The organism is Hominimerdicola intestinalis (assembly GCF_054655215.1).
In genome coordinates, this window is record NZ_BAAHNZ010000003.1 from 21322 (window position 1) to 38661 (window position 17340).

The 17340-nt window shown below is 43.0% G+C and carries 18 protein-coding genes; all 18 read right to left on the reverse strand.

The window, feature by feature from the left end; translation table 11 throughout:
* Nucleotides 1-32: 32 nt before the first annotated feature.
* The 18 genes from ACYQ0H_RS04260 to ACYQ0H_RS04345 all read right to left on the reverse strand — a co-directional run bounded on the left by ACYQ0H_RS04260 (nt 33) and on the right by ACYQ0H_RS04345 (nt 17311).
* The gene (locus ACYQ0H_RS04260) at nt 33-1562 is read right to left on the reverse strand and encodes a DUF4153 domain-containing protein (RefSeq protein WP_459811606.1); all 1530 of its coding nucleotides are present in this window, start codon (nt 1560-1562) and stop codon (nt 33-35) included.
* 36 nt (nt 1563-1598) lie between these two features.
* Nucleotides 1599-1808 (reverse strand): helix-turn-helix domain-containing protein, encoded by a 210-nt coding sequence (locus ACYQ0H_RS04265; protein ID WP_459811607.1) that lies wholly within the window; start codon nt 1806-1808, stop codon nt 1599-1601.
* A 13-nt stretch (nt 1809-1821) separates the two neighbouring features.
* The gene (locus ACYQ0H_RS04270; RefSeq protein WP_459811608.1) at nt 1822-2283 is read right to left on the reverse strand and encodes a DUF2975 domain-containing protein; all 462 of its coding nucleotides are present in this window, start codon (nt 2281-2283) and stop codon (nt 1822-1824) included.
* A gap of 245 nt (nt 2284-2528) precedes the next feature.
* Complete coding sequence (locus tag ACYQ0H_RS04275) at nt 2529-3695, reverse strand: FprA family A-type flavoprotein (protein WP_459811609.1); 1167 nt, start codon at nt 3693-3695, stop codon at nt 2529-2531.
* A 78-nt stretch (nt 3696-3773) separates the two neighbouring features.
* Nucleotides 3774-4283, reverse strand: a complete 510-nt coding sequence (locus tag ACYQ0H_RS04280; RefSeq protein WP_459811610.1) for a DNA-3-methyladenine glycosylase — start codon at nt 4281-4283, stop codon at nt 3774-3776.
* 985 nt (nt 4284-5268) lie between these two features.
* Nucleotides 5269-7023, reverse strand: a complete 1755-nt coding sequence (locus ACYQ0H_RS04285; protein ID WP_459811611.1) for an Rqc2 family fibronectin-binding protein — start codon at nt 7021-7023, stop codon at nt 5269-5271.
* A 15-nt stretch (nt 7024-7038) separates the two neighbouring features.
* Nucleotides 7039-7803, reverse strand: coding sequence for a Nif3-like dinuclear metal center hexameric protein (locus tag ACYQ0H_RS04290; protein ID WP_459811612.1), 765 nt, complete (start codon nt 7801-7803; stop codon nt 7039-7041).
* Nucleotides 7790-7990, reverse strand: coding sequence for a hypothetical protein (locus ACYQ0H_RS04295; RefSeq protein WP_459811613.1), 201 nt, complete (start codon nt 7988-7990; stop codon nt 7790-7792). The genes ACYQ0H_RS04290 and ACYQ0H_RS04295 overlap by 14 nt, the downstream gene beginning before the upstream one ends.
* 9 nt (nt 7991-7999) lie before the next feature.
* On the reverse strand, nt 8000-8677 hold the full coding sequence (locus ACYQ0H_RS04300) for a class I SAM-dependent methyltransferase (protein ID WP_459811614.1): 678 nt from the start codon (nt 8675-8677) through the stop codon (nt 8000-8002).
* A gap of 90 nt (nt 8678-8767) precedes the next feature.
* Nucleotides 8768-8971 (reverse strand): DUF1858 domain-containing protein, encoded by a 204-nt coding sequence (locus ACYQ0H_RS04305; protein ID WP_459811615.1) that lies wholly within the window; start codon nt 8969-8971, stop codon nt 8768-8770.
* 275 nt (nt 8972-9246) lie between these two features.
* A complete protein-coding gene (locus tag ACYQ0H_RS04310) occupies nt 9247-9522 on the reverse strand; it encodes a zinc-ribbon domain containing protein (RefSeq protein WP_459811616.1) in 276 nt (91 codons plus the stop codon).
* A gap of 118 nt (nt 9523-9640) precedes the next feature.
* The gene (locus ACYQ0H_RS04315; protein ID WP_459811617.1) at nt 9641-10213 is read right to left on the reverse strand and encodes a sigma-70 family RNA polymerase sigma factor; all 573 of its coding nucleotides are present in this window, start codon (nt 10211-10213) and stop codon (nt 9641-9643) included.
* 216 nt (nt 10214-10429) lie between these two features.
* The gene (locus ACYQ0H_RS04320) at nt 10430-10996 is read right to left on the reverse strand and encodes a FumA C-terminus/TtdB family hydratase beta subunit (protein ID WP_459811618.1); all 567 of its coding nucleotides are present in this window, start codon (nt 10994-10996) and stop codon (nt 10430-10432) included.
* The gene (locus tag ACYQ0H_RS04325) at nt 10989-11942 is read right to left on the reverse strand and encodes a hypothetical protein (protein WP_459811619.1); all 954 of its coding nucleotides are present in this window, start codon (nt 11940-11942) and stop codon (nt 10989-10991) included. The genes ACYQ0H_RS04320 and ACYQ0H_RS04325 overlap by 8 nt, the downstream gene beginning before the upstream one ends.
* 725 nt (nt 11943-12667) lie before the next feature.
* Nucleotides 12668-13792 (reverse strand): cell division protein FtsZ, encoded by a 1125-nt coding sequence (ftsZ, locus tag ACYQ0H_RS04330; protein WP_459811620.1) that lies wholly within the window; start codon nt 13790-13792, stop codon nt 12668-12670.
* 208 nt (nt 13793-14000) lie between these two features.
* On the reverse strand, nt 14001-15023 hold the full coding sequence (locus ACYQ0H_RS04335; RefSeq protein WP_459811621.1) for a cell division protein FtsQ/DivIB: 1023 nt from the start codon (nt 15021-15023) through the stop codon (nt 14001-14003).
* Nucleotides 15024-15084: 61 nt separating this feature from the next.
* A complete protein-coding gene (murA, locus tag ACYQ0H_RS04340) occupies nt 15085-16344 on the reverse strand; it encodes a UDP-N-acetylglucosamine 1-carboxyvinyltransferase (RefSeq protein WP_459811829.1) in 1260 nt (419 codons plus the stop codon).
* A 121-nt stretch (nt 16345-16465) separates the two neighbouring features.
* Complete coding sequence (locus ACYQ0H_RS04345) at nt 16466-17311, reverse strand: hypothetical protein (RefSeq protein WP_459811622.1); 846 nt, start codon at nt 17309-17311, stop codon at nt 16466-16468.
* Nucleotides 17312-17340: the final 29 nt, after the last annotated feature.

The window sequence follows — 17340 nt, forward strand, 5'->3', positions numbered from 1 at the left end:
TCCGTATTTTCAGGTAATACGGACCGCTTTGTTTACCGCTTTGATTCAAGGATACGCAGAGTTTTCATCGAAGGAATATTAAGTCTTTTATATACTGAGCCTTTAAGCTCCCTGCGCTTTTCGTCTGCAATGCTCCTATATTCTTCTCCGGCATTTTCAAAGCTGCCGCTCTCTAAAAGAACAGACCAGGCGTCGTCAGATAATTCGGTAAGCTGATGTACATCAAGATGTTCCAGAGCTCCGGATTCATACTTTTCAATATTATAACGGGCAATAGCATAATCGGGACGTGAAAAGCACAGAACGGCGAACATTAAGGTAAAGGCCGCTGCGCCCCATTTTGAAAGCCTAAAATCAAATCTTATCTGCTTGATAATTATAAGCACGAAAAACAGTGCGCAGAGAATCATGAACCACGACGTAAAAAACCTAAGTCTGGTAAGACCGTATTCGGATATATACATTGCCATCTTACTCATTGCTACTACTATCATTATAAGAGTAAAGCTGCAAAGCATAATACTGTATACCTTCAGTGCGGCAGGCTTTTCTCTTCCGCCTTTCAGCGCAATTACATTAATGACTGCAATTACCGTCAGATTTATAGCGGTAATAGCGCAAAGCTCGAAAAACCCCTGTCTTGCATACCCTGCGTAGCTGTAGCCTGAGGGAAGTTTTCCCGAGAACGCCGACAGAAAATAACCTGCCTGAGAAAAGAAAAATATCACATAGAGTATGCATATAGGAGTAACCGAAGCGTAAACTGCGGCATTTCTTACCTTTCCTGCCGAAGCCAAACGTCTTTCACAAGCCTCCTCATCGAGAGGCGCAACACCTTCTCTGTGTATATTTGAATATAGCATTCCGAACAGATAGCAGGAAGCAGGAACAGCGAAAGCAAGCTGAAATACGATCTTTATTACACTTTCCGGCTCCAGAAAGTCAGTTATACTGCTTAAAATATGCCTTACCCCGTCGTCCGCAGAAATAAGAAGCGCCGCAACTACCATGGTAAGCGGAACAGTTACAATAATACCGATTATTATTACCCTTATATTATCGCTCAGCTTAGAACGCTTAGTAGCCTCCTTAACAGTTTCTATCTCCTTATTAAATTCGGAAAAAGGATACTCAAACACTGCTTTGAGCAATGCAAAAGAAAAAAACCTTTCGATCTTCTTGTTTCCTGCCGCCGAAGCGTAAACAAAATATGCACCTGCTCCCATAAGAAAAAACGTATCCATAAACTTAATAAGCACATCGTCGGTTAATGAATAAACAAGGCTGAACAAATAAAGCATAACCGCTGTAAGCCTGCAAAGCCATGAAAACTTACAGCCAGATATTTTAAGGAATACCATCGCTGAAGTAATAATAAGGATATATACTCCAGTAGTTATAAAGCCTGAAATATTAAAAATCGTAAACCTCACAAAGCAAAATGACAGAGCAAAAATAATTATTGAAAATACATACTCCGCTCTCTTTGGTTCAGGACTTTTAACCATAGGGATCTTCCTGCTTTCAGACGGCTCAAAGCCGTTCTCTGTAATATCCGTCATAATTAGATCTCCTTTTTTGTGCATAGTTTTATTTATCTATTCTCCGCTGTACCATTCCAATATATCTCCCGGCTGACAATCAAGCGCCTCGCAGATCCTTTCAAGAGTAGAAAACCTTATCGCCTTTGCCTTACCGGTTTTCAGTACAGATAGATTTGCGGCAGTAATTCCTATTTTTTCGGCAAGCTCTCCCGAGGAAATCTTTCTCTTAGCCATCATAACGTCAAGATTAACAACAATAGGCATAAGCTCACCTCCGCTAAATTGTAAAGTCGTTTTCAGACTTCAGCTCGACCGCCTTTTCAAACACATTCTTCAATACCCGTATGACAAGACCAAGCATTACTGCAAAAAACGCAGCTGTCATAAATATAAACCTTAATAATCCCAGAATGAAAAATGCACACCCTGCAAGCATACATGCCCAAGATATTACCCTAAGACAAACCGTATTGCTGTCAACGAACACACGCTCCTTTGAGATATTGAAGAGCAGGATATGAAGCGCCGCCATAGCCGCAAGCGCAAACGCTTCGCATATATAAAGTATTACTGTCATAGGAACGCCAATACTGATCCCATTAAAAAAACCCTTTCCGATTGAAATATCCTCGTACCACTCCGACAAATACGGCACAAAAAAAGCAAGCGCTGCAATAAGAGCCGTTGCGGCACAGGCAAGTATTCTTGAAAGCGCAAGCGATTTTGTCTCAGTCCACATATATAAGACCCCTTTACCTTTTATTGCTGTTATTATATCATACACTTTACTAATTGTCAATACTTTTTTATCGTTTTTCAATAAATTTTTATTGCATTTCAGTTTAATCATACAAGTTCCTGCTCTCAAGTAAATGCAAACTCTCAGCAAAAAGCGGCCTCAGCCCGTTCCTGCCATTAAGCAGAAAACGAACTTCAGCCGCCCGTTACTTCATATAAACTTCAAGATAAAAACAGTTTTTACTGCTATTTTACAATACAATCTGCAAGCTCAGACAGCGCCTTCTCAGAATCGCTGTTTAAAACCGAACGTATCGTAACCGCAGGTTCTGCGACAGTAACGTTTTTAAACGCTTCTGCAAAGCCTTTCATTACTCTTCCGGCAGTCGGACCCCATGAACCGTTTTCAACAATACCGACTGTACGGTTCTGAAACAGCTTGGCTTTAAGATGATTAAGAAAATCCTCCATTGCCGGAAAAACTCCGCCGTCGTAGGAAGCAGCCATAAGCACTGTTCTGTCATACCTAAAAGCGTCTGCAACCGCCTGCGACATATCGCATCTTGCAAGATCACGCACCGTTATATTTTCTTCTCCTCTTTCCCTGAGCATTTCCTCAAGCTTCAGCGCCGCTCTTCCCGTATTTCCGTGAATAGAAGCATATGCAATTAGAATTCCCTTTTCCTCTGCCCTGTAGCTTGACCATGTATCGTATTTGTCAAGATAATATCCTAGATTTTCTTTAAGAACAGGCCCGTGCAGCGGCAATATCATTTTTATACCAAGAGCTGAAACCTTTTTCAGCAGCGCCTGAACCTGCGCCCCGTACTTGCCGACGATATTGAAATAGTATCTTCTCGCTTCGTCAGTCCAATCCTCGTCTGAGTCAAGAGCGCCGAATTTTCCAAAGCCGTCAGCCGAAAACAGCAGCTTTTCGCTTTGCTCATAGGTAACCATTACCTCAGGCCAATGAACCATTGGAGCCATAATAAACTGCAGCGTATGATTTCCCAGAGAAAGCGTATCTCCCTCTTTGACAATTACAGAACGCCCCTCAAGCTTTTCAATTGAGAAAAACTGCTTCATCATTGTAAAGGTTTTAGCATTGCCTACAATTTTCATATCGGGATATTTTTCGGCAAGTCTTTGTATATTTCCGGCGTGATCCGGCTCCATATGCTGAACTACCAGATAATCGGGAATTCTTCCGTTCAGAGCCTTTCCGAGCTTCTCGAACCAGACATCTGTTATTCTGCTGTCAGCCGTGTCCATAACCGCAGTCTTTTCATCAATTATTACATAGGAATTATAAGATACTCCGTTCGGTACCTTATACTGACTTTCAAAAAGATCAATAGCTCTGTCGTCAGCTCCGATATAAATTACGCTGTCTGAAATTTTTATGTCACCCATTTTTATTTCCTCCAAACTAAACTAATTCAGTATACAATAATTGTACCACGCAGAAATTTATTTGTCAATAACCTGCCATCATTTATCCAGTACGAACCTCCACAGCCTGTCAATATCCTTCTGATCCGCATAATTTATGCCTACTCTCTTCTCGGTATGAAAAGAATGCTTTTTTCCGTCGTCCTCTATCCAAATAAGCGGATTATCAACTAACGACTGTAAATTAAGCTCGCCGGTAACGCCCAAACGCTTTGTAAGCTTGGCAGGGCCTTCAAAGCCTTCTCCTGCACGGAAAAGCACTCCCTGCGGCGTTCCCTCATCACCTGTAATAACGTTCATCAGCCAATGCATACCGTAACAGAGATAAACGTAAATAACGCCGCTCCTTCCGTAAAGTACCTCAGTGCGCTTTGTCCTGCCCTTATGAGCATGGCAGGCGGTATCCTCTTCGCCTCGGTATACCTCAGTTTCTGTAATACGAACTCTTACTTCACTGCCGTTGATTTTGGAAACTATAGTCTTACCCACAAGTTCCGGAGCTACCTCCAAAGCGTCGCGGTGAAAAAAATTTTCATCAAGCCTTTTCATATTAACACATCCTTATATGTCCTGTATCTTATTATAAAACAAATTTTAGATATTATCAGCATCTGCTCGGTTTATATCGGTACAGGATTTTAAAAACCCGAATATCGCAGCAGCAAAACGTTCAGGAACTGCCGAGATTTCCAATAAGAGAAACATATAAAAATAAACATTTTTGCAATTTGAAGAACCGTAATTTCTTGTTATTCTGAGATCAGCATTATTGTGCTGCATAAACTCAGCAAATCCGTTCACATCAAAACTTGTTTCATACAAAACTCCGCAGATCTTTGCGCAAAGCTCAACAGAAAGCTTGTTTTTTTAAGCAGGCTTCTGACCGATAATCAGAATTTTCGTATGACCTCCGCCTTAAATCTTTTCACAAAGCTGACGGCAGAAAACGTCCATATCGTTCCTTAAAAAAGTCTGTCTATCTCCTTATCAAGTATACCAAGTATAATCTCAGAGCAATTATTTTCCCACCTCAAACCCAGCCGCAAGCGTTCTCGTATTTCATTTCTCTTGAGCAAATTTATAGTCATTATCGCCAAAATTCAAGCCAATAATTTGTTCAATTATACGATTTATATTTTAGCTAAGACATATTTCATTAATAGTTGCACATTTGCATGCAACTTTTACCCCATTTTCGCCTATAAGTGAGGGGGGTCTTAGCGCAGACTGCGCAGTTCGCGTGATCGCTCCTGACGTCGCTCGAATCTGCAAAAGTAAAATACAGTGCCGCAGCTAAGGCAATGATATTTTGCCGAATATCCTGTAATCGTCTTAGCGCAGACGGCGCAGTTCGCGTGATCGCTCCTGACGTCGCTCGAATCTGCAAAAATAAAATACTGTGCCGCAGCTAAGGCAATGATATTTTGCCGAATATTCTGTAATCGTCTTAGCGCAGACGGCGCAGTTCGCGTAATCGCTCCTGACGTCGCTCGAATCTGCAAAAATAAAATACAGTGCCGCCGCAAGTCATCAGTTATTTAGCCGCAAGCCTTTTGACAAGCTCCTCGTCAGGCGTAACATAAAGCGTACGGTTGTTTGTAAATATAACCATTCCTGGTTTTGCTCCGTTTGGCTTCTTTACATACTTTATCAGCGTATAATCCACGGGAACCTGTGACGAATTTTTGCCCTTTGAATGATAAGCCGCAATTACCGCTGCTTCCTCCAGTGTTCTGTCGGGAGGAGTTTCTCCGCCGCAGGAAATAACGGTATGCGACCCCGTGATTCCCTGAGTATGAAGCCATATGTCCAGCTTATCGCTGTCCTTGCAGGTAAGCCTGTCGTTCTGCTTATTATTTCTCCCTACCCTGATCTCATATCCGTCCGAAGATACAAACCTTATCGGCGGCAGGCTCTTTGGAGGCTTTCCCTTTATCTTTGAGGACTTTACATACCCCTGCTCCGCAAGCTCCAGCCTAAGCTGTATAATATCCGTTTCGCTGTCCGCTCTTGTAAGAGAATCGAAAACTGAGTCTATATATTCAAGCTCCTCCTCCCCCTGCTTTATAAGTCCTATCAGCTTTTTCTCCGCAGTATCCGCTTTACGGTATTCCTTGTAGTATTTCTGCGCATTCTGAGAAGGAGTAAGCCTTTTGTCAAGAGGAATTTTTATGACAGGACAGTCCGGCTCGTAGTAATCTCCGACCTCTGCCGTTCCCTGTCCCTTTTCAAGGCAATAAAGATTCGCCATAATCAGATCGCCGTATTTTTTTAGCTTATCACGTCCGGCACATTCCTTCAGCTCCTCACGCTGATTTGCAGTTCTTCTCGCTATTCTTTCTGAGGTACTTACAAGCATTTTAAAGAGATCCTGCGCCCGCTGCTTCATTCTCGCCGTTCTGTCCCTTTCGGAAAAGAAATAATCAAGCACTTCGCTCGGAGATCCAAACTGCTTTGTTACCATAAGAGCGCCGTACTGATTTACTGCCGTAAAACAAAAATCCTTCAGCAGTCCGTCCTTTGTTTTTAATACAGTATACTTATTTTCTCCGTTTCTTATTTCAGCGGCCGTTTTCCTGAGGTAAAATTTAAGCCTGTCAAATTCCTCGTCAGTCATGTCCTGTACTGCGATTTCTGTTCCCCGAGCAGCAAAATACTCCGCTTCTCTTGCAAAGACAGGAGAGATTCCCTCTATTGCTTTCATTAATGCCTTAGACAGACTTAGCTGAGGATACCTCCCTATCTCCGCACATATATCCTCCGCTTCAGAATCAAGCAGCGAAAGTTTAGGTTCTCTGGGCGGCAAAGTATACGCCATACCCGGAAGTACCATTCTTACCGCTGACATATCCTGACCTACACGCTTTATACTGTCGATTATTCTTCCTTCGGAATTTATAAGTATAAGATTCGAGTGCCTGCCCATTATTTCAGCCGCAAGCGTCAGCCGGCATATATCTCCCATCTCGTTGGCGGAATCAAAATCAAAATAAAGTATCCGCTCAAACCCGTCCTGTCTGATGTCCACAAGCTTTCCGGACGACAAATGCTTTCTCATAAACATACAGAACATTGGGGGAGTTTTCGGATTTTCTATCTCTGCCTTTGTTACATGAACTCTGGCAGTTCCCGCTCCCGAATTTAAAAGCAGCTTATATGCGCCATCCTTAGTCCTTATCCCGAAAACAAGCTCCTCTCTTGAGGGCTGATGTATCTTCTCTACACGTCCGCCTATAAGAGGTGAAAGCTCGTTTTTTACCAGTCTTAAAAATACTCCGTCAAGAGCCATAATTTTTTGATCTCCTTAAAATTCATATGATAAAATATCTTTGTTGCTCTCAGCCACAGAAAACTCAGCCTGCGGAAATTTTTCCGACAGAATATTTTTCATATATCCGCAGAATATATTTTCGGTATGAAAATGACCGCCGTCGATTACGCATATTCCTGCATTGTGAGCGTCTGTAAATATATCATGCTTTACGTCGCCGGTTATTAAACAGTCCGCCTTTTTGGACATAGCACTTCCTAAAAAACTTCCTCCGCTGCCTGAGCAGACTGCTATCCGTGACAGCATACGGTCATCTCCCAGATCATTATATCTTACAACCGTATTGCCAAGCGCAGATCTGACCCTTGCCGCCATAGCTCTGCAGGAGAGCGGCTGACGATCGCAAACATATCCGATAGGTGCTCCGTTTTCCACAGCAAGCGGTTCTTTCGGCACAAGTCCAAGCTTCTCGCACAAAATATCGTTCATCTTAGCCGAATCGAAATTCGTATGCGCCGAAACCGCAGAAATTCCTGCCCTGCAAAGCTTGACCGCAGGATTATTCTCATCAAGAGTTTTCAGTCCCCTGAAGATCACAGGATGGTGAGTAATGATCAAATCAGCCTTTACCCGCTCAGCCTCGGCAATAATTTCATTTGTAATGTCGAGAGCAATAAGCGCGCGCCTTACCTCACCGCCGTTAAATAGCACATTAAGACCGCTGTTGTCGTAACCCTCCTGCAAAGAGTACGGAGCGATCTCGTCTATGTAATTGTAAATATCCTTAGCTGTTATCATTCTGATCCTCCTCTTTTTTCGGGTTTCTGTCTTTAATTAAGGCATTGAGAAATTCGTACAATCCTATCAAAACGGCAAATACAACTAGCGGAATACCTGAAAACAGAGCTAGTCCCATATGAGCCTCGCTGAGATAGAAACTGAATACATTACTGTACTCCTTTGCCGTCTCTTCAGTTCTCATCATGTCAAGGTATCATACGGTAATTTTTGATTTAAGAACCTTGGCGGTTTCGATCATTTTATCTCCTTCGGATTTTTTCCCTTCCGAACGGAGCATTCCCCTACCAGCCGTTTCAAGCCTTTCAGCCTGACGTAGCAGATATTTTTTTCCGTCCTCGGTATCCGCAGTAACCATTCCTGCGTAAAGATAAGCCGTATCGCATTTATAATCAGGAGCTCTGCCTATGTAAACCGCCTGCATGACCGAATAGACAAAACGTCCGTCCTCACAGGGAATTTCTCTTATTATCCTGAAGCCGTTATCATAAAGCCACTTTCTCAGATGATCCCACTTTGTCATAGGCTGAAGAACTAGATTTATTCGGTTTTCCCTGATCCATTCCGCCCTGTCTATAATTGAAGCAATAAGCTCTCCGCCCATTCCGGCTATGACAATATCTGTAACTCCGTCGGGGCATATTTTGTCCAGTCCGTCGGATAATACCAGCTGTATCTTATTTTCAAGTCCAAGTCTTTTTACAGTAGCCTCAGCGGCTTTAAGCGGCTTTTCGTTTATATCGCAGGCTATACAGCTTTCACATATTCCCTCAGTAATAAGATAAGCCGCCAGATGACCGTGATCTGTACCGACATCTACAGCCTTTTTTCCGCTGCAAAGCTCAGCGCAGGCAAGAAGTCTGCGGTCGTTCATTTAAATCTCTCCCGAATTACAATATATCAAAATACGCTGTTTCAAAGTCATAAGACCATGAACAGCGTACCCTGAGCATAAATAAAAAATTTAACCGCCGATATGCGCGTTAAGCTTTTCGATCATACTTTCAACGTCAACTCCGTGAACCTCACAAGCCTGTTCAAGAGTTTCCCCTCTGGACGAAGGACAGTAAAGGCAGTGCATACCCATTTCAGTAAAAAACTTTGCAGTAGTTTCATCATGATCCATAATTTCTCCGATAATGGTATCCCTTGTTACTTTAAAAGCCATTTTTAATACTCCTTTCATTTAAACTGCTTATTTATATTATAACCAATTTTTCGGCGCAATGCAATAGCTATTTTTAAATTTATACAGAAATCAGTTTTTGTTTTTACAGTTATTATTTTGCCGAACCAACGAGTTCTTTCTGTCTTTTACCAGCCGTATAACAGTTATAAAACATAAAGACCATATTATTCCCTTTAAAATTGATGTCAAAAAACAAAAAGAGCCGCCTTAAAGGCAGCTCAAAGAGTCTTTATAAAAAGATTTCTTCTGAGAAATTAGTTCTCTCTCATTTTTGCAAAGCACTCGCTGCAGTAAACAGGTCTGTCCTCGTTTGGCTTGAAAGGAATAGTAGCCTCTCCGCCGCAGGCAGCACAGGTAGCTGTGTACATCTGTCTTTCGGTTCTTGAAGAGTTCTTTCTTGAATCACGGCAAGCCTTACATCTCTGAGGCTCATTTTCAAAGCCCTTGCTTGCGTAAAATTCCTGTTCGCCTGCTGTGAAAACAAATTCGTTTCCGCAGTCCTTGCATACCAATGTCTTGTCTTCGTACATGATTTTATACCTCGCTAAAATTAAAATGTGCCCTGGTCGGACTTACACCGACATCTTTGTAAAACAACGCTCTGTAATTAAGCTACCCGGCCATACAATACAGAATAATTCTTTTTTGCTATCTCAAAACCGCTTTAAGTTTTCGCCTAACCCTCTGCATTGCGTTGTTAACCGTCTTAACGGACACACCTAATTTTAATGCTATTTGATTATAAGCCAAACCTGATAAGTAAAATTGAAATACGCGCCACTCCAACTCTGAAAGAGCTGAATAGATTTTATTGAAAATTTCATTCATGCGTTCTTTTTCAAGAACAATATTCTCGGGAATATCCGCCGGATCGTGGCCTGACGCTTCATCGTCCTCTCCGGAAACCTCCTCCAAGCTTGCTTTGTCCTTATTGAACGCCGAAATCATTCTGTTTCTGATACACGTTATAGCGTAGGTTGCGAACTTAACCTCCTTTTCAGCATCAAACGTCTGAACAGCCTTCATAAGACCCATCAGACCCTCCTGAATAAGATCGTCGTATACGCCACCGGCAAAGGAACCTGCCCTTGCCTCAATAGTGCAGATATATCTTGAGATCAGCGAAAGCGCCGCCTGCCTGTCGTTGTTCTTAGCCATAACGGCAAGCTGTTCATCGGAACACTCAGCATAACCGCCGTTTCCCAGCTGACTGTTATCCATCAAACTATATCCCACCATTCGCACTATATGATGTAATAATATAATACCATATCAGAACCCCGCTGTCAAGTGATTTTAAAATTTAAATTAACATTTCGGCAAATTTGTAATATCCTACACATTTGAAGCCTGTTTGATAGTAATTTTGACTAACCGCATAAAAAAACAGGAACGAGCAAATACCCGTCCCTGTTAAAATAACCAAAATACAAATATTTATACCTGAAAATATTTAGCCCTGCCTACAGAAAAAATATCTCCTCCGAAGCAGTCATCTGCTACAATAAGCGGAAACTTTTCAACATAAAGCCGTTTAACCGACTCACAGCCCAGATCCTCAAATGCGATAACTTCACATGATTTTATACAATTGCAGGCCAATGCGCCAGCTCCGCCAACTGCGCAAAGATATATCGCCTTATTGCGTACTATAGCTTCCCTTACCTCTGAGGAACGCTCGCCTTTCCCTATCATTGCGCCTAAACCCAGATCAAGAAGTCTGGGAGCGAATCTGTCCATTCTGCCCGAAGTAGTCGGCCCACAGGAACCGATCGGCTTTCCATCAGGCGCAGGAGTAGGCCCTGCATAGTAAATAACTGCGTTTTCAAGCTCAAAGGGCAGTTCTCCGCCCTCGTCAAGAAGCTTCATGAAACGCTTATGAGCGGCGTCGCGCGCAGTATAAACCGTTCCCGTCAGAAGAAGCTTATCTCCGCACCGAAACTCCTCAGCACGTTTTTTCAGTTCCTCCGCCCTGACTTCTATAAGCTCAGCAGTGTCAGCCATCGTCTTCAACCAGATCAAGACCCTCGTCGATAAGATCTCTTGCAGTATTTACAGAGCCTATGCTTGCTCCGTACAGGTCGTTAAGCGAAGTAACAAGCTTCTGTACCGTATCGCTGAGCGCGGTAAACTCCGTCTTGACAGAATTTCTGAGCCCGGCTGATTTCTCTCTGATAACTCCGGCTTCGTTGGTTGCGTCTGAGATCATTTTATCAGCCTTTGACTTAGCTTCATATGTAACCGATTCTGCCTCTGCCTTCGCATTGGAAGTAAGCTTTTCAGCCTCAGCCTTTGCAGAAGAGGTTACGGCTTCCGCCTCGGCTCTTGCAGCGGCAGTCATAGCGTCAGCGCTCTGCTTAGCGGTCTGGAGTGTATTGTTAGCCTCAGTCTGAGCGTCAGTAACAAGCTTTTCAGCCTGAGCATTAGCGTCGTCAAGGATCTGGTTCTGAAGCTGAGCAGCTTCCTCTTCCATCTGCTTAGCCGCCTTTTTAGCCTCTGTAACTACCTTATTTGCGGTATTTTGAGCTTCTATAAATACGCTTCCGAGATCAAATGCGGGAGCAGCTCCGGTACCTGCGTTAGCTTCAGCATTTTCAAGCTTCTCCTTGAGATCCTCTATCTCATTCTTCTGCTTTTCAAGCTCTGCGTCCTTCTCAGTTATCTGCTGTTCATAGTCTGCGATCTGAACCTTCATGGTATCGGTAGAAGCCATCAGCTCGGCAATTTTATTCTTAGCCTCTTCAACCTTTTTCTCAAGTTCCTTCTTGCCCTCGAAATCACCCTGAGCGCCGCCGCCGGTTTTTTCAAGCCGCTCGATAGTTTCCTGCTGATCGGCAACCTGAGATTCAAGATTGTAAATTTTAGAGTTCAAATCATCTACATAAGCCAGAACGTCCGATTTATCGAATCCGCCCATACGGACCGTTCTTAAATATCCATTACTTGCCATAATTCATTACCTCCAAAGATAATTAAAGTTCAATAATATTATACTATATTCAAGACTTATTTTCAACTGCTTTCCTGTCATTTTTAAAACTTTATAATGTTTGACTAAATTCCGACTGTTTTTTTGGGTATTTTGTCAAAACTTATTTCTGTAAAAGTCTTAATAAATATCCTTATTTTTTATTACCCAAAACCAAAACAACTCCTCATAAGTCGGCGTGACTTTTCAATGCTAAGTCCCCGAACCTGCATGAAATGAGGCTTTTCTCAGAATATAGTGATCACTTAAATCAAATGATAGTTTTTGTCCGAATAAACTTGTTCATTCGTCCATCTTTCGGGAAATCCTGTATTCATACGCATTTTCGGTATAATTGGCAGCTGAAACATACTGGTATCGACATTATTTTTATTATATCAAAAATTCAGCAAAATTTCAAGTGAATTTTATCCAAAGCTTTCTCTTTTACTTGAATTTCCTTATAAAGCTCCGCTATTTTTAATCCGATCATCTTTTTCATAAAAGTCAGGTAGCTTCTAACCAAACCACCTCCATTAAATATATTTTCCCCATAAAACGCTTTGCCTGCAAAAAAAGGACGGATACAACGATCCGCCCATTGAAAATACTTACATATTAACTTATTTCATCGGCAGCCGCTGACGCTTATAAGCAATTCAAAGCTTCAAAGCAAGCTTAGCTGTTTTTGGTTTGCCGAAAACTAATTATTTATTTTTAAAGATATTGAAGATGTCGTCATAGTAATTCGGGTTGTCAGCAGCCTTTACCCCCGCCTTATGCATAGCCTCTGCGTCAGCCTTGGCGTCGTCTGAAGCTGCACTGAAATTTGCTGAAAAAGCAGCCTTTTTAGCATTGCTGTCGGAATCCTTTTTGCTGCCGTCAAAATCAGCGGCGATAACAGTTACATAAACCTCATCGTTAGAATTGGAATCATAGCCGTTGCCGAAAATGATCTCTGCGTCGGGATCTACAGCCTCGGTAATAGCATTTGTAAGCTCGTCGATCTCATCAACTACGATATCCTCAGACATTGTGATATTAACAAGCAGTCTCTTTGCTCCTGTAATAGACGTCTCAAGAAGATCGCTTGAAATAACCTGAGCAACAACGTCCTGAACCTTGTCCTTGCCCTGTCCGTGTCCGATAGCCATATGAGCAAAACCGGCATTTTTGATTATTGTTGTAATATCTGCAAAATCAACGTTTATCTCATCGTGTCTTGTAATTATTTCAGCTATTGAAATAACGTCGGTCTTTAGTACCTCGTCTGCAAGAGCGTAGGACTGACGCATAGTAAGCTTCTGATCTCCCGAAAGCAGATTCTGGTTAGGAATAACAATAAGAGCGTCAACGTGCTCCAGCATTGCCGCGATTCCCTTTTCAGCCTTATCCATTTTCTTAGGGCCTTCAAACTTGAAAGGCTTTGTAACTACCGCAACGGTAAGCTTCTCCATCTCCTGAGCTATCTCAGCAACTACAGGAGCAGCGCCGGTTCCGGTTCCGCCTCCCATTCCGGCAGTAATGAAAACCATATCGGCGTCCTTGATGACCTCTGCTATCTCATCTCTGCTCTCCTGAGCCGATGCCTCGCCTATCTCAGGCTTTGCTCCGGCGCCGAGACCATGAGTAAGCTTTGAGCCTATCTGGATCTTTTCGGTTGCCTTAGAATTCTTCAGCGCCTGAATATCTGTATTAATAGCTATGTAATCAACGTTTCCGGTAATACCTGCGCAGGCTATACAGTTAAGAGCATTGCCGCCGCCGCCGCCAACGCCTATTACCTTGATCCTTGCACCCTCTACCGGCGCTTCAACATATTCGTATGACATAATTGACATCCTCCTAATAGCATTTTATAGCGTAATATCCATTATTTTAACAGTCAGCTTACGGCATAAAACCGCATAATTCCCCATAGATATAGATATATTACTATATTATCACAAAACACAGCAAATGTAAAGCAGTTAATTGAACGCTATCTGAACATTTTATTAAAAATATATAAATCAGAAATATTTCCTGTAAAATCAAGGATTACTGCCATATTTCAGTTTGATTCCCGTTATATCCGTCCTGCCAGCCTTCGTATACGCCGGTACTTCCGCTTTCCTCCCATGACTGTGAGCTGTCGGAATATGAATCTGCGTCCCCGGAGCCGTCATACGACGTATCTCCCGCCGCTTCGGTATTTGCCGCTTCCGCATCCTGCGAAGATGAGCTGTCCTTTGAGCTGTCAGGAACAGAGCTTGAATCGCTCTTTGGAATAGCTGATATACCGCTGTTCATTCCGTTATATCTCAGTGTGCCCTCATAATTATCGGAAAGACTTTTATCTATAACTGCCTTTATATATGTAAGCTTGTAATCAATATCCACAGAACTTCCCAGACGTATTTCAATTCTGTTGTCATAGATCATTTTAATATCTGTTCTGTCCGAAAGGTCGATAACGCTTATATCCTCAAAATCCAGAGTCTTCAGCTCGCTCACAAGCTGTTCAAGTATCTTTGTCTTAAAAGCGTCCTCCGACTCAAGAACCTCTCCCGGAGTCAGACTTTTAAGCTCAAAGCCTTTTACAAGAGTAAGTTTGCTGTCTAACGCAGCGGAAGCTTCCAGTATCCTGTCGGAACCGGAAAGAATATAGTATTTTCCCTTATGCTCGATCTGAGCCGCCTTTACAGCTTCAGTAACGTCTATAACAAGCTCGGAGGGGTATTTGCGGCTGACCTTAACATCATCTATATAGACCAGATTTTTTTTAAGCCTTTCAGCAACTGCTCCCGTATCGGTTCTGATAAGGTTTACGCCGCTGTTTACTCCCCCGACTGCAAGTATCTGCTCATTTGTATAAAGGCTTACGCCCTCAATACTGATTTTCTTTGCGTTAAAAAATACGGTAAGGCACAAAACAAGAACGATCACTGCGGCAAGAACAACGGCAAGCGCATAGTAAGTGTTAAGATTGCTTCTGCGCTTCCTTCTGTTGACCTTTACACGCTGTCCGTTTATAAGCTTATATTCGCCGTCGTCCTGCCGGCTTTTTATAACGTCCTTCATTTTTTCGCTGCTGCTCCCTTCGATCTTTCAGACTCCGCAAAACGGCTCATAAATAATAAAATCAGCTGCTTTCACGCCTTATAGACGCACCTATCAGGCTCAGCTGCTTTTCGATCTCCTCATAACCCCTGTCTATAAGCTTTACATTGGTAAGTACGGTTTCTCCCTCCGCCGCAAGCGCCGCTATTGCAAGCGCCGCTCCTCCTCTGAGGTCTGTCGCCCGAACATTGGCTCCGTACAGCCGCTTTACACCCTCGACGACTGCCACCTTGCTTTCCGCTTTTATATCGGCTCCCATTCTGACAAGCTCGTCAACGTGACGATAACGGTTTTCAAATATGTTTTCTACTATAACGCTGGTTCCCTGAGCTTTAGTCAGCGCCGCCATGATAATTGCCTGAGCGTCGGTAGGAAAGCCGGGATAAGGCATAGTCCTGATAGTTTTTACAGCTTTCAGCGGCTTCTTGCTGCAAAGATATATACGGTCCTCATAGGGATATATCGTACATCCCATCTGCTCAAAGACAGGAATTACAGAATCTATATCCTGACTTCTGGCGTTTTTCAGGCTTATTTCACCGTTAGTTACCGCCGCCGCCGCAAGCAGAGTACAGGCGGCTATCCTGTCGGGCATAACGCTGTATTCACAGCCGTGCAGGCTTTTTACTCCGGTTATATAAACTGTGCTTGAGCCGTATCCGCTGATCCTTGCACCGCAGGCATTGAGAAAGTTGGCCAAGTCGGAAATTTCCGGTTCTCTGGCCGCATTGTAAATAACAGTATCTCCCTTTGCAAGACAAGCCGCAAGCATTATATTCTCAGTGGCTCCTACAGAGGGAAAGGAAAGAGTTATTTTAGCTCCCTTTATTCCTCTCGGACAGGTACAGCTTAAAACTCCGTGTTCCTCCTTTATTGAAACGCCCATCTGCTTCAGGGCTGAAATATGCATATCTATCGGTCTTGGCCCTAGCTCGCAGCCTCCGGGAAACGAAAGCGAACATTCACCGGTTCTTCCGAGAACAGCCCCGAGGAAAACTATGCTAGACCTCATTTCTCTCATCAGCTCGTCTGGAACGCTGCTGCCCGTAAGCTCATAGGATCTTACGGTTACCGTATTGCCCTGAGTCCTGCATTTGCAGCCAAGACAGGTAAGTATCCTACAGGCGGCAAAAACGTCCGAAAGCCCGGGACAGTTATGTAACACAACCTCTCCCCTTGCAAGCACACACCCCGCCAGAAGCGGCAGCGCGCTGTTTTTCGCCCCCTGAACTTCAATTTCTCCGCTTATACGCTTCTCTCCCTCGATCACCAGCCTTTGCATAAAGCTTTCTCTCCTTTTCAAAGAAATTCACCGCCAGCGAATTAAAATCATCTGACTTTACATATAATATGCAGAATTTCCTATACTGGTGAGAAAGGTCAAACAGCGTTCAAAACGGCAGTTATTGCTCTAGTATAAAGGACGAAGCGTTTGAAACAGGCACAAACGCCGGTATGCACGGACAGTAAAGAGATTTTCCTATCTTCTTCTTCATACCTGAGGTTTTAAGAACAAGACTAGTGACCGCTTCGTCAAACTGCAGATCAGTCATTGACGCCACATTTACGAGAACCTCTACAGTTACCGGCTCGTTTGAAAACGGAGGAATAATATCTCCTCCGCTTTTCTCAGGCGAAGCATATATAAATCTTTGCTTATAGTCGCTGTCTGCCGAAACAATATCATATCCGGGGATTTTCAGCTCAAAGGGCGTCATGTTCTTTATATTAAGAGATACTTTACAGATACGGTAGTTTTCGCTCAATTCTGAGGATAAACCCTCCTCACTGTAAACCGATTTATTTTTCAGAATATCCTCCTTAAGCTCAGTAAGACCCATAGTCTGAAAGATATTTCTTTTTTCGGCTGAGCTTTCATCGGTATTGTTTGTAACGAACGGAGGAAAGAAAAACAGCACGACTGCTGCCGCAATAACGCAGCATGCAATTATCTTCGCCATTCTTTTCTTGGATACATAGCGCTTTCCTACTTTTACACCTATATTGTTTGCTTTCCTGTTTGGATCGGGCTTAGGGATAAAATCGTCGGGATCGTCCTTTTTATCCTCTTTATTGGGAATATCCTGAACCTTTCCGGCTTTTGCAAAGGTAGGAGCAGTAACCTTGTCAAAATCGTCGAATGAGCCTGTACTTTCCGGCTTCTTTGTTATAAAACCGTCCTGAAGACTGTCCAGCTTATCCTGATCCGGAAGCTTCAAACTGTCCATTGTATTTTTGGAGCTGTTCATTTTTCTATCTTCTCCTTGTCCGTTGTTTT

Excerpts from the sequence above, each read along its gene's own strand:
- ACYQ0H_RS04260 (WP_459811606.1), bottom strand. The coding sequence starts at position 1,562 with ATGACGGATATTACAGAGAACGGCTTTGAGCCGTCTGAAAGCAGGAAG.
- ACYQ0H_RS04265 (WP_459811607.1), bottom strand. The coding sequence starts at position 1,808 with ATGCCTATTGTTGTTAATCTTGACGTTATGATGGCTAAGAGAAAGATT.
- ACYQ0H_RS04270 (WP_459811608.1), bottom strand. The coding sequence starts at position 2,283 with ATGTGGACTGAGACAAAATCGCTTGCGCTTTCAAGAATACTTGCCTGT.
- ACYQ0H_RS04275 (WP_459811609.1), bottom strand. The coding sequence starts at position 3,695 with ATGGGTGACATAAAAATTTCAGACAGCGTAATTTATATCGGAGCTGAC.
- ACYQ0H_RS04280 (WP_459811610.1), bottom strand. The coding sequence starts at position 4,283 with ATGAAAAGGCTTGATGAAAATTTTTTTCACCGCGACGCTTTGGAGGTA.
- ACYQ0H_RS04285 (WP_459811611.1), bottom strand. The coding sequence starts at position 7,023 with ATGGCTCTTGACGGAGTATTTTTAAGACTGGTAAAAAACGAGCTTTCA.
- ACYQ0H_RS04290 (WP_459811612.1), bottom strand. The coding sequence starts at position 7,803 with ATGATAACAGCTAAGGATATTTACAATTACATAGACGAGATCGCTCCG.
- ACYQ0H_RS04295 (WP_459811613.1), bottom strand. The coding sequence starts at position 7,990 with ATGATGAGAACTGAAGAGACGGCAAAGGAGTACAGTAATGTATTCAGT.
- ACYQ0H_RS04300 (WP_459811614.1), bottom strand. The coding sequence starts at position 8,677 with ATGAACGACCGCAGACTTCTTGCCTGCGCTGAGCTTTGCAGCGGAAAA.
- ACYQ0H_RS04305 (WP_459811615.1), bottom strand. The coding sequence starts at position 8,971 with ATGGCTTTTAAAGTAACAAGGGATACCATTATCGGAGAAATTATGGAT.
- ACYQ0H_RS04310 (WP_459811616.1), bottom strand. The coding sequence starts at position 9,522 with ATGTACGAAGACAAGACATTGGTATGCAAGGACTGCGGAAACGAATTT.
- ACYQ0H_RS04315 (WP_459811617.1), bottom strand. The coding sequence starts at position 10,213 with ATGGATAACAGTCAGCTGGGAAACGGCGGTTATGCTGAGTGTTCCGAT.
- ACYQ0H_RS04320 (WP_459811618.1), bottom strand. The coding sequence starts at position 10,996 with ATGGCTGACACTGCTGAGCTTATAGAAGTCAGGGCGGAGGAACTGAAA.
- ACYQ0H_RS04325 (WP_459811619.1), bottom strand. The coding sequence starts at position 11,942 with ATGGCAAGTAATGGATATTTAAGAACGGTCCGTATGGGCGGATTCGAT.
- ftsZ (WP_459811620.1), bottom strand. The coding sequence starts at position 13,792 with ATGTCATACGAATATGTTGAAGCGCCGGTAGAGGGTGCAAGGATCAAG.
- ACYQ0H_RS04335 (WP_459811621.1), bottom strand. The coding sequence starts at position 15,023 with ATGAAGGACGTTATAAAAAGCCGGCAGGACGACGGCGAATATAAGCTT.
- murA (WP_459811829.1), bottom strand. The coding sequence starts at position 16,344 with ATGCAAAGGCTGGTGATCGAGGGAGAGAAGCGTATAAGCGGAGAAATT.
- ACYQ0H_RS04345 (WP_459811622.1), bottom strand. The coding sequence starts at position 17,311 with ATGAACAGCTCCAAAAATACAATGGACAGTTTGAAGCTTCCGGATCAG.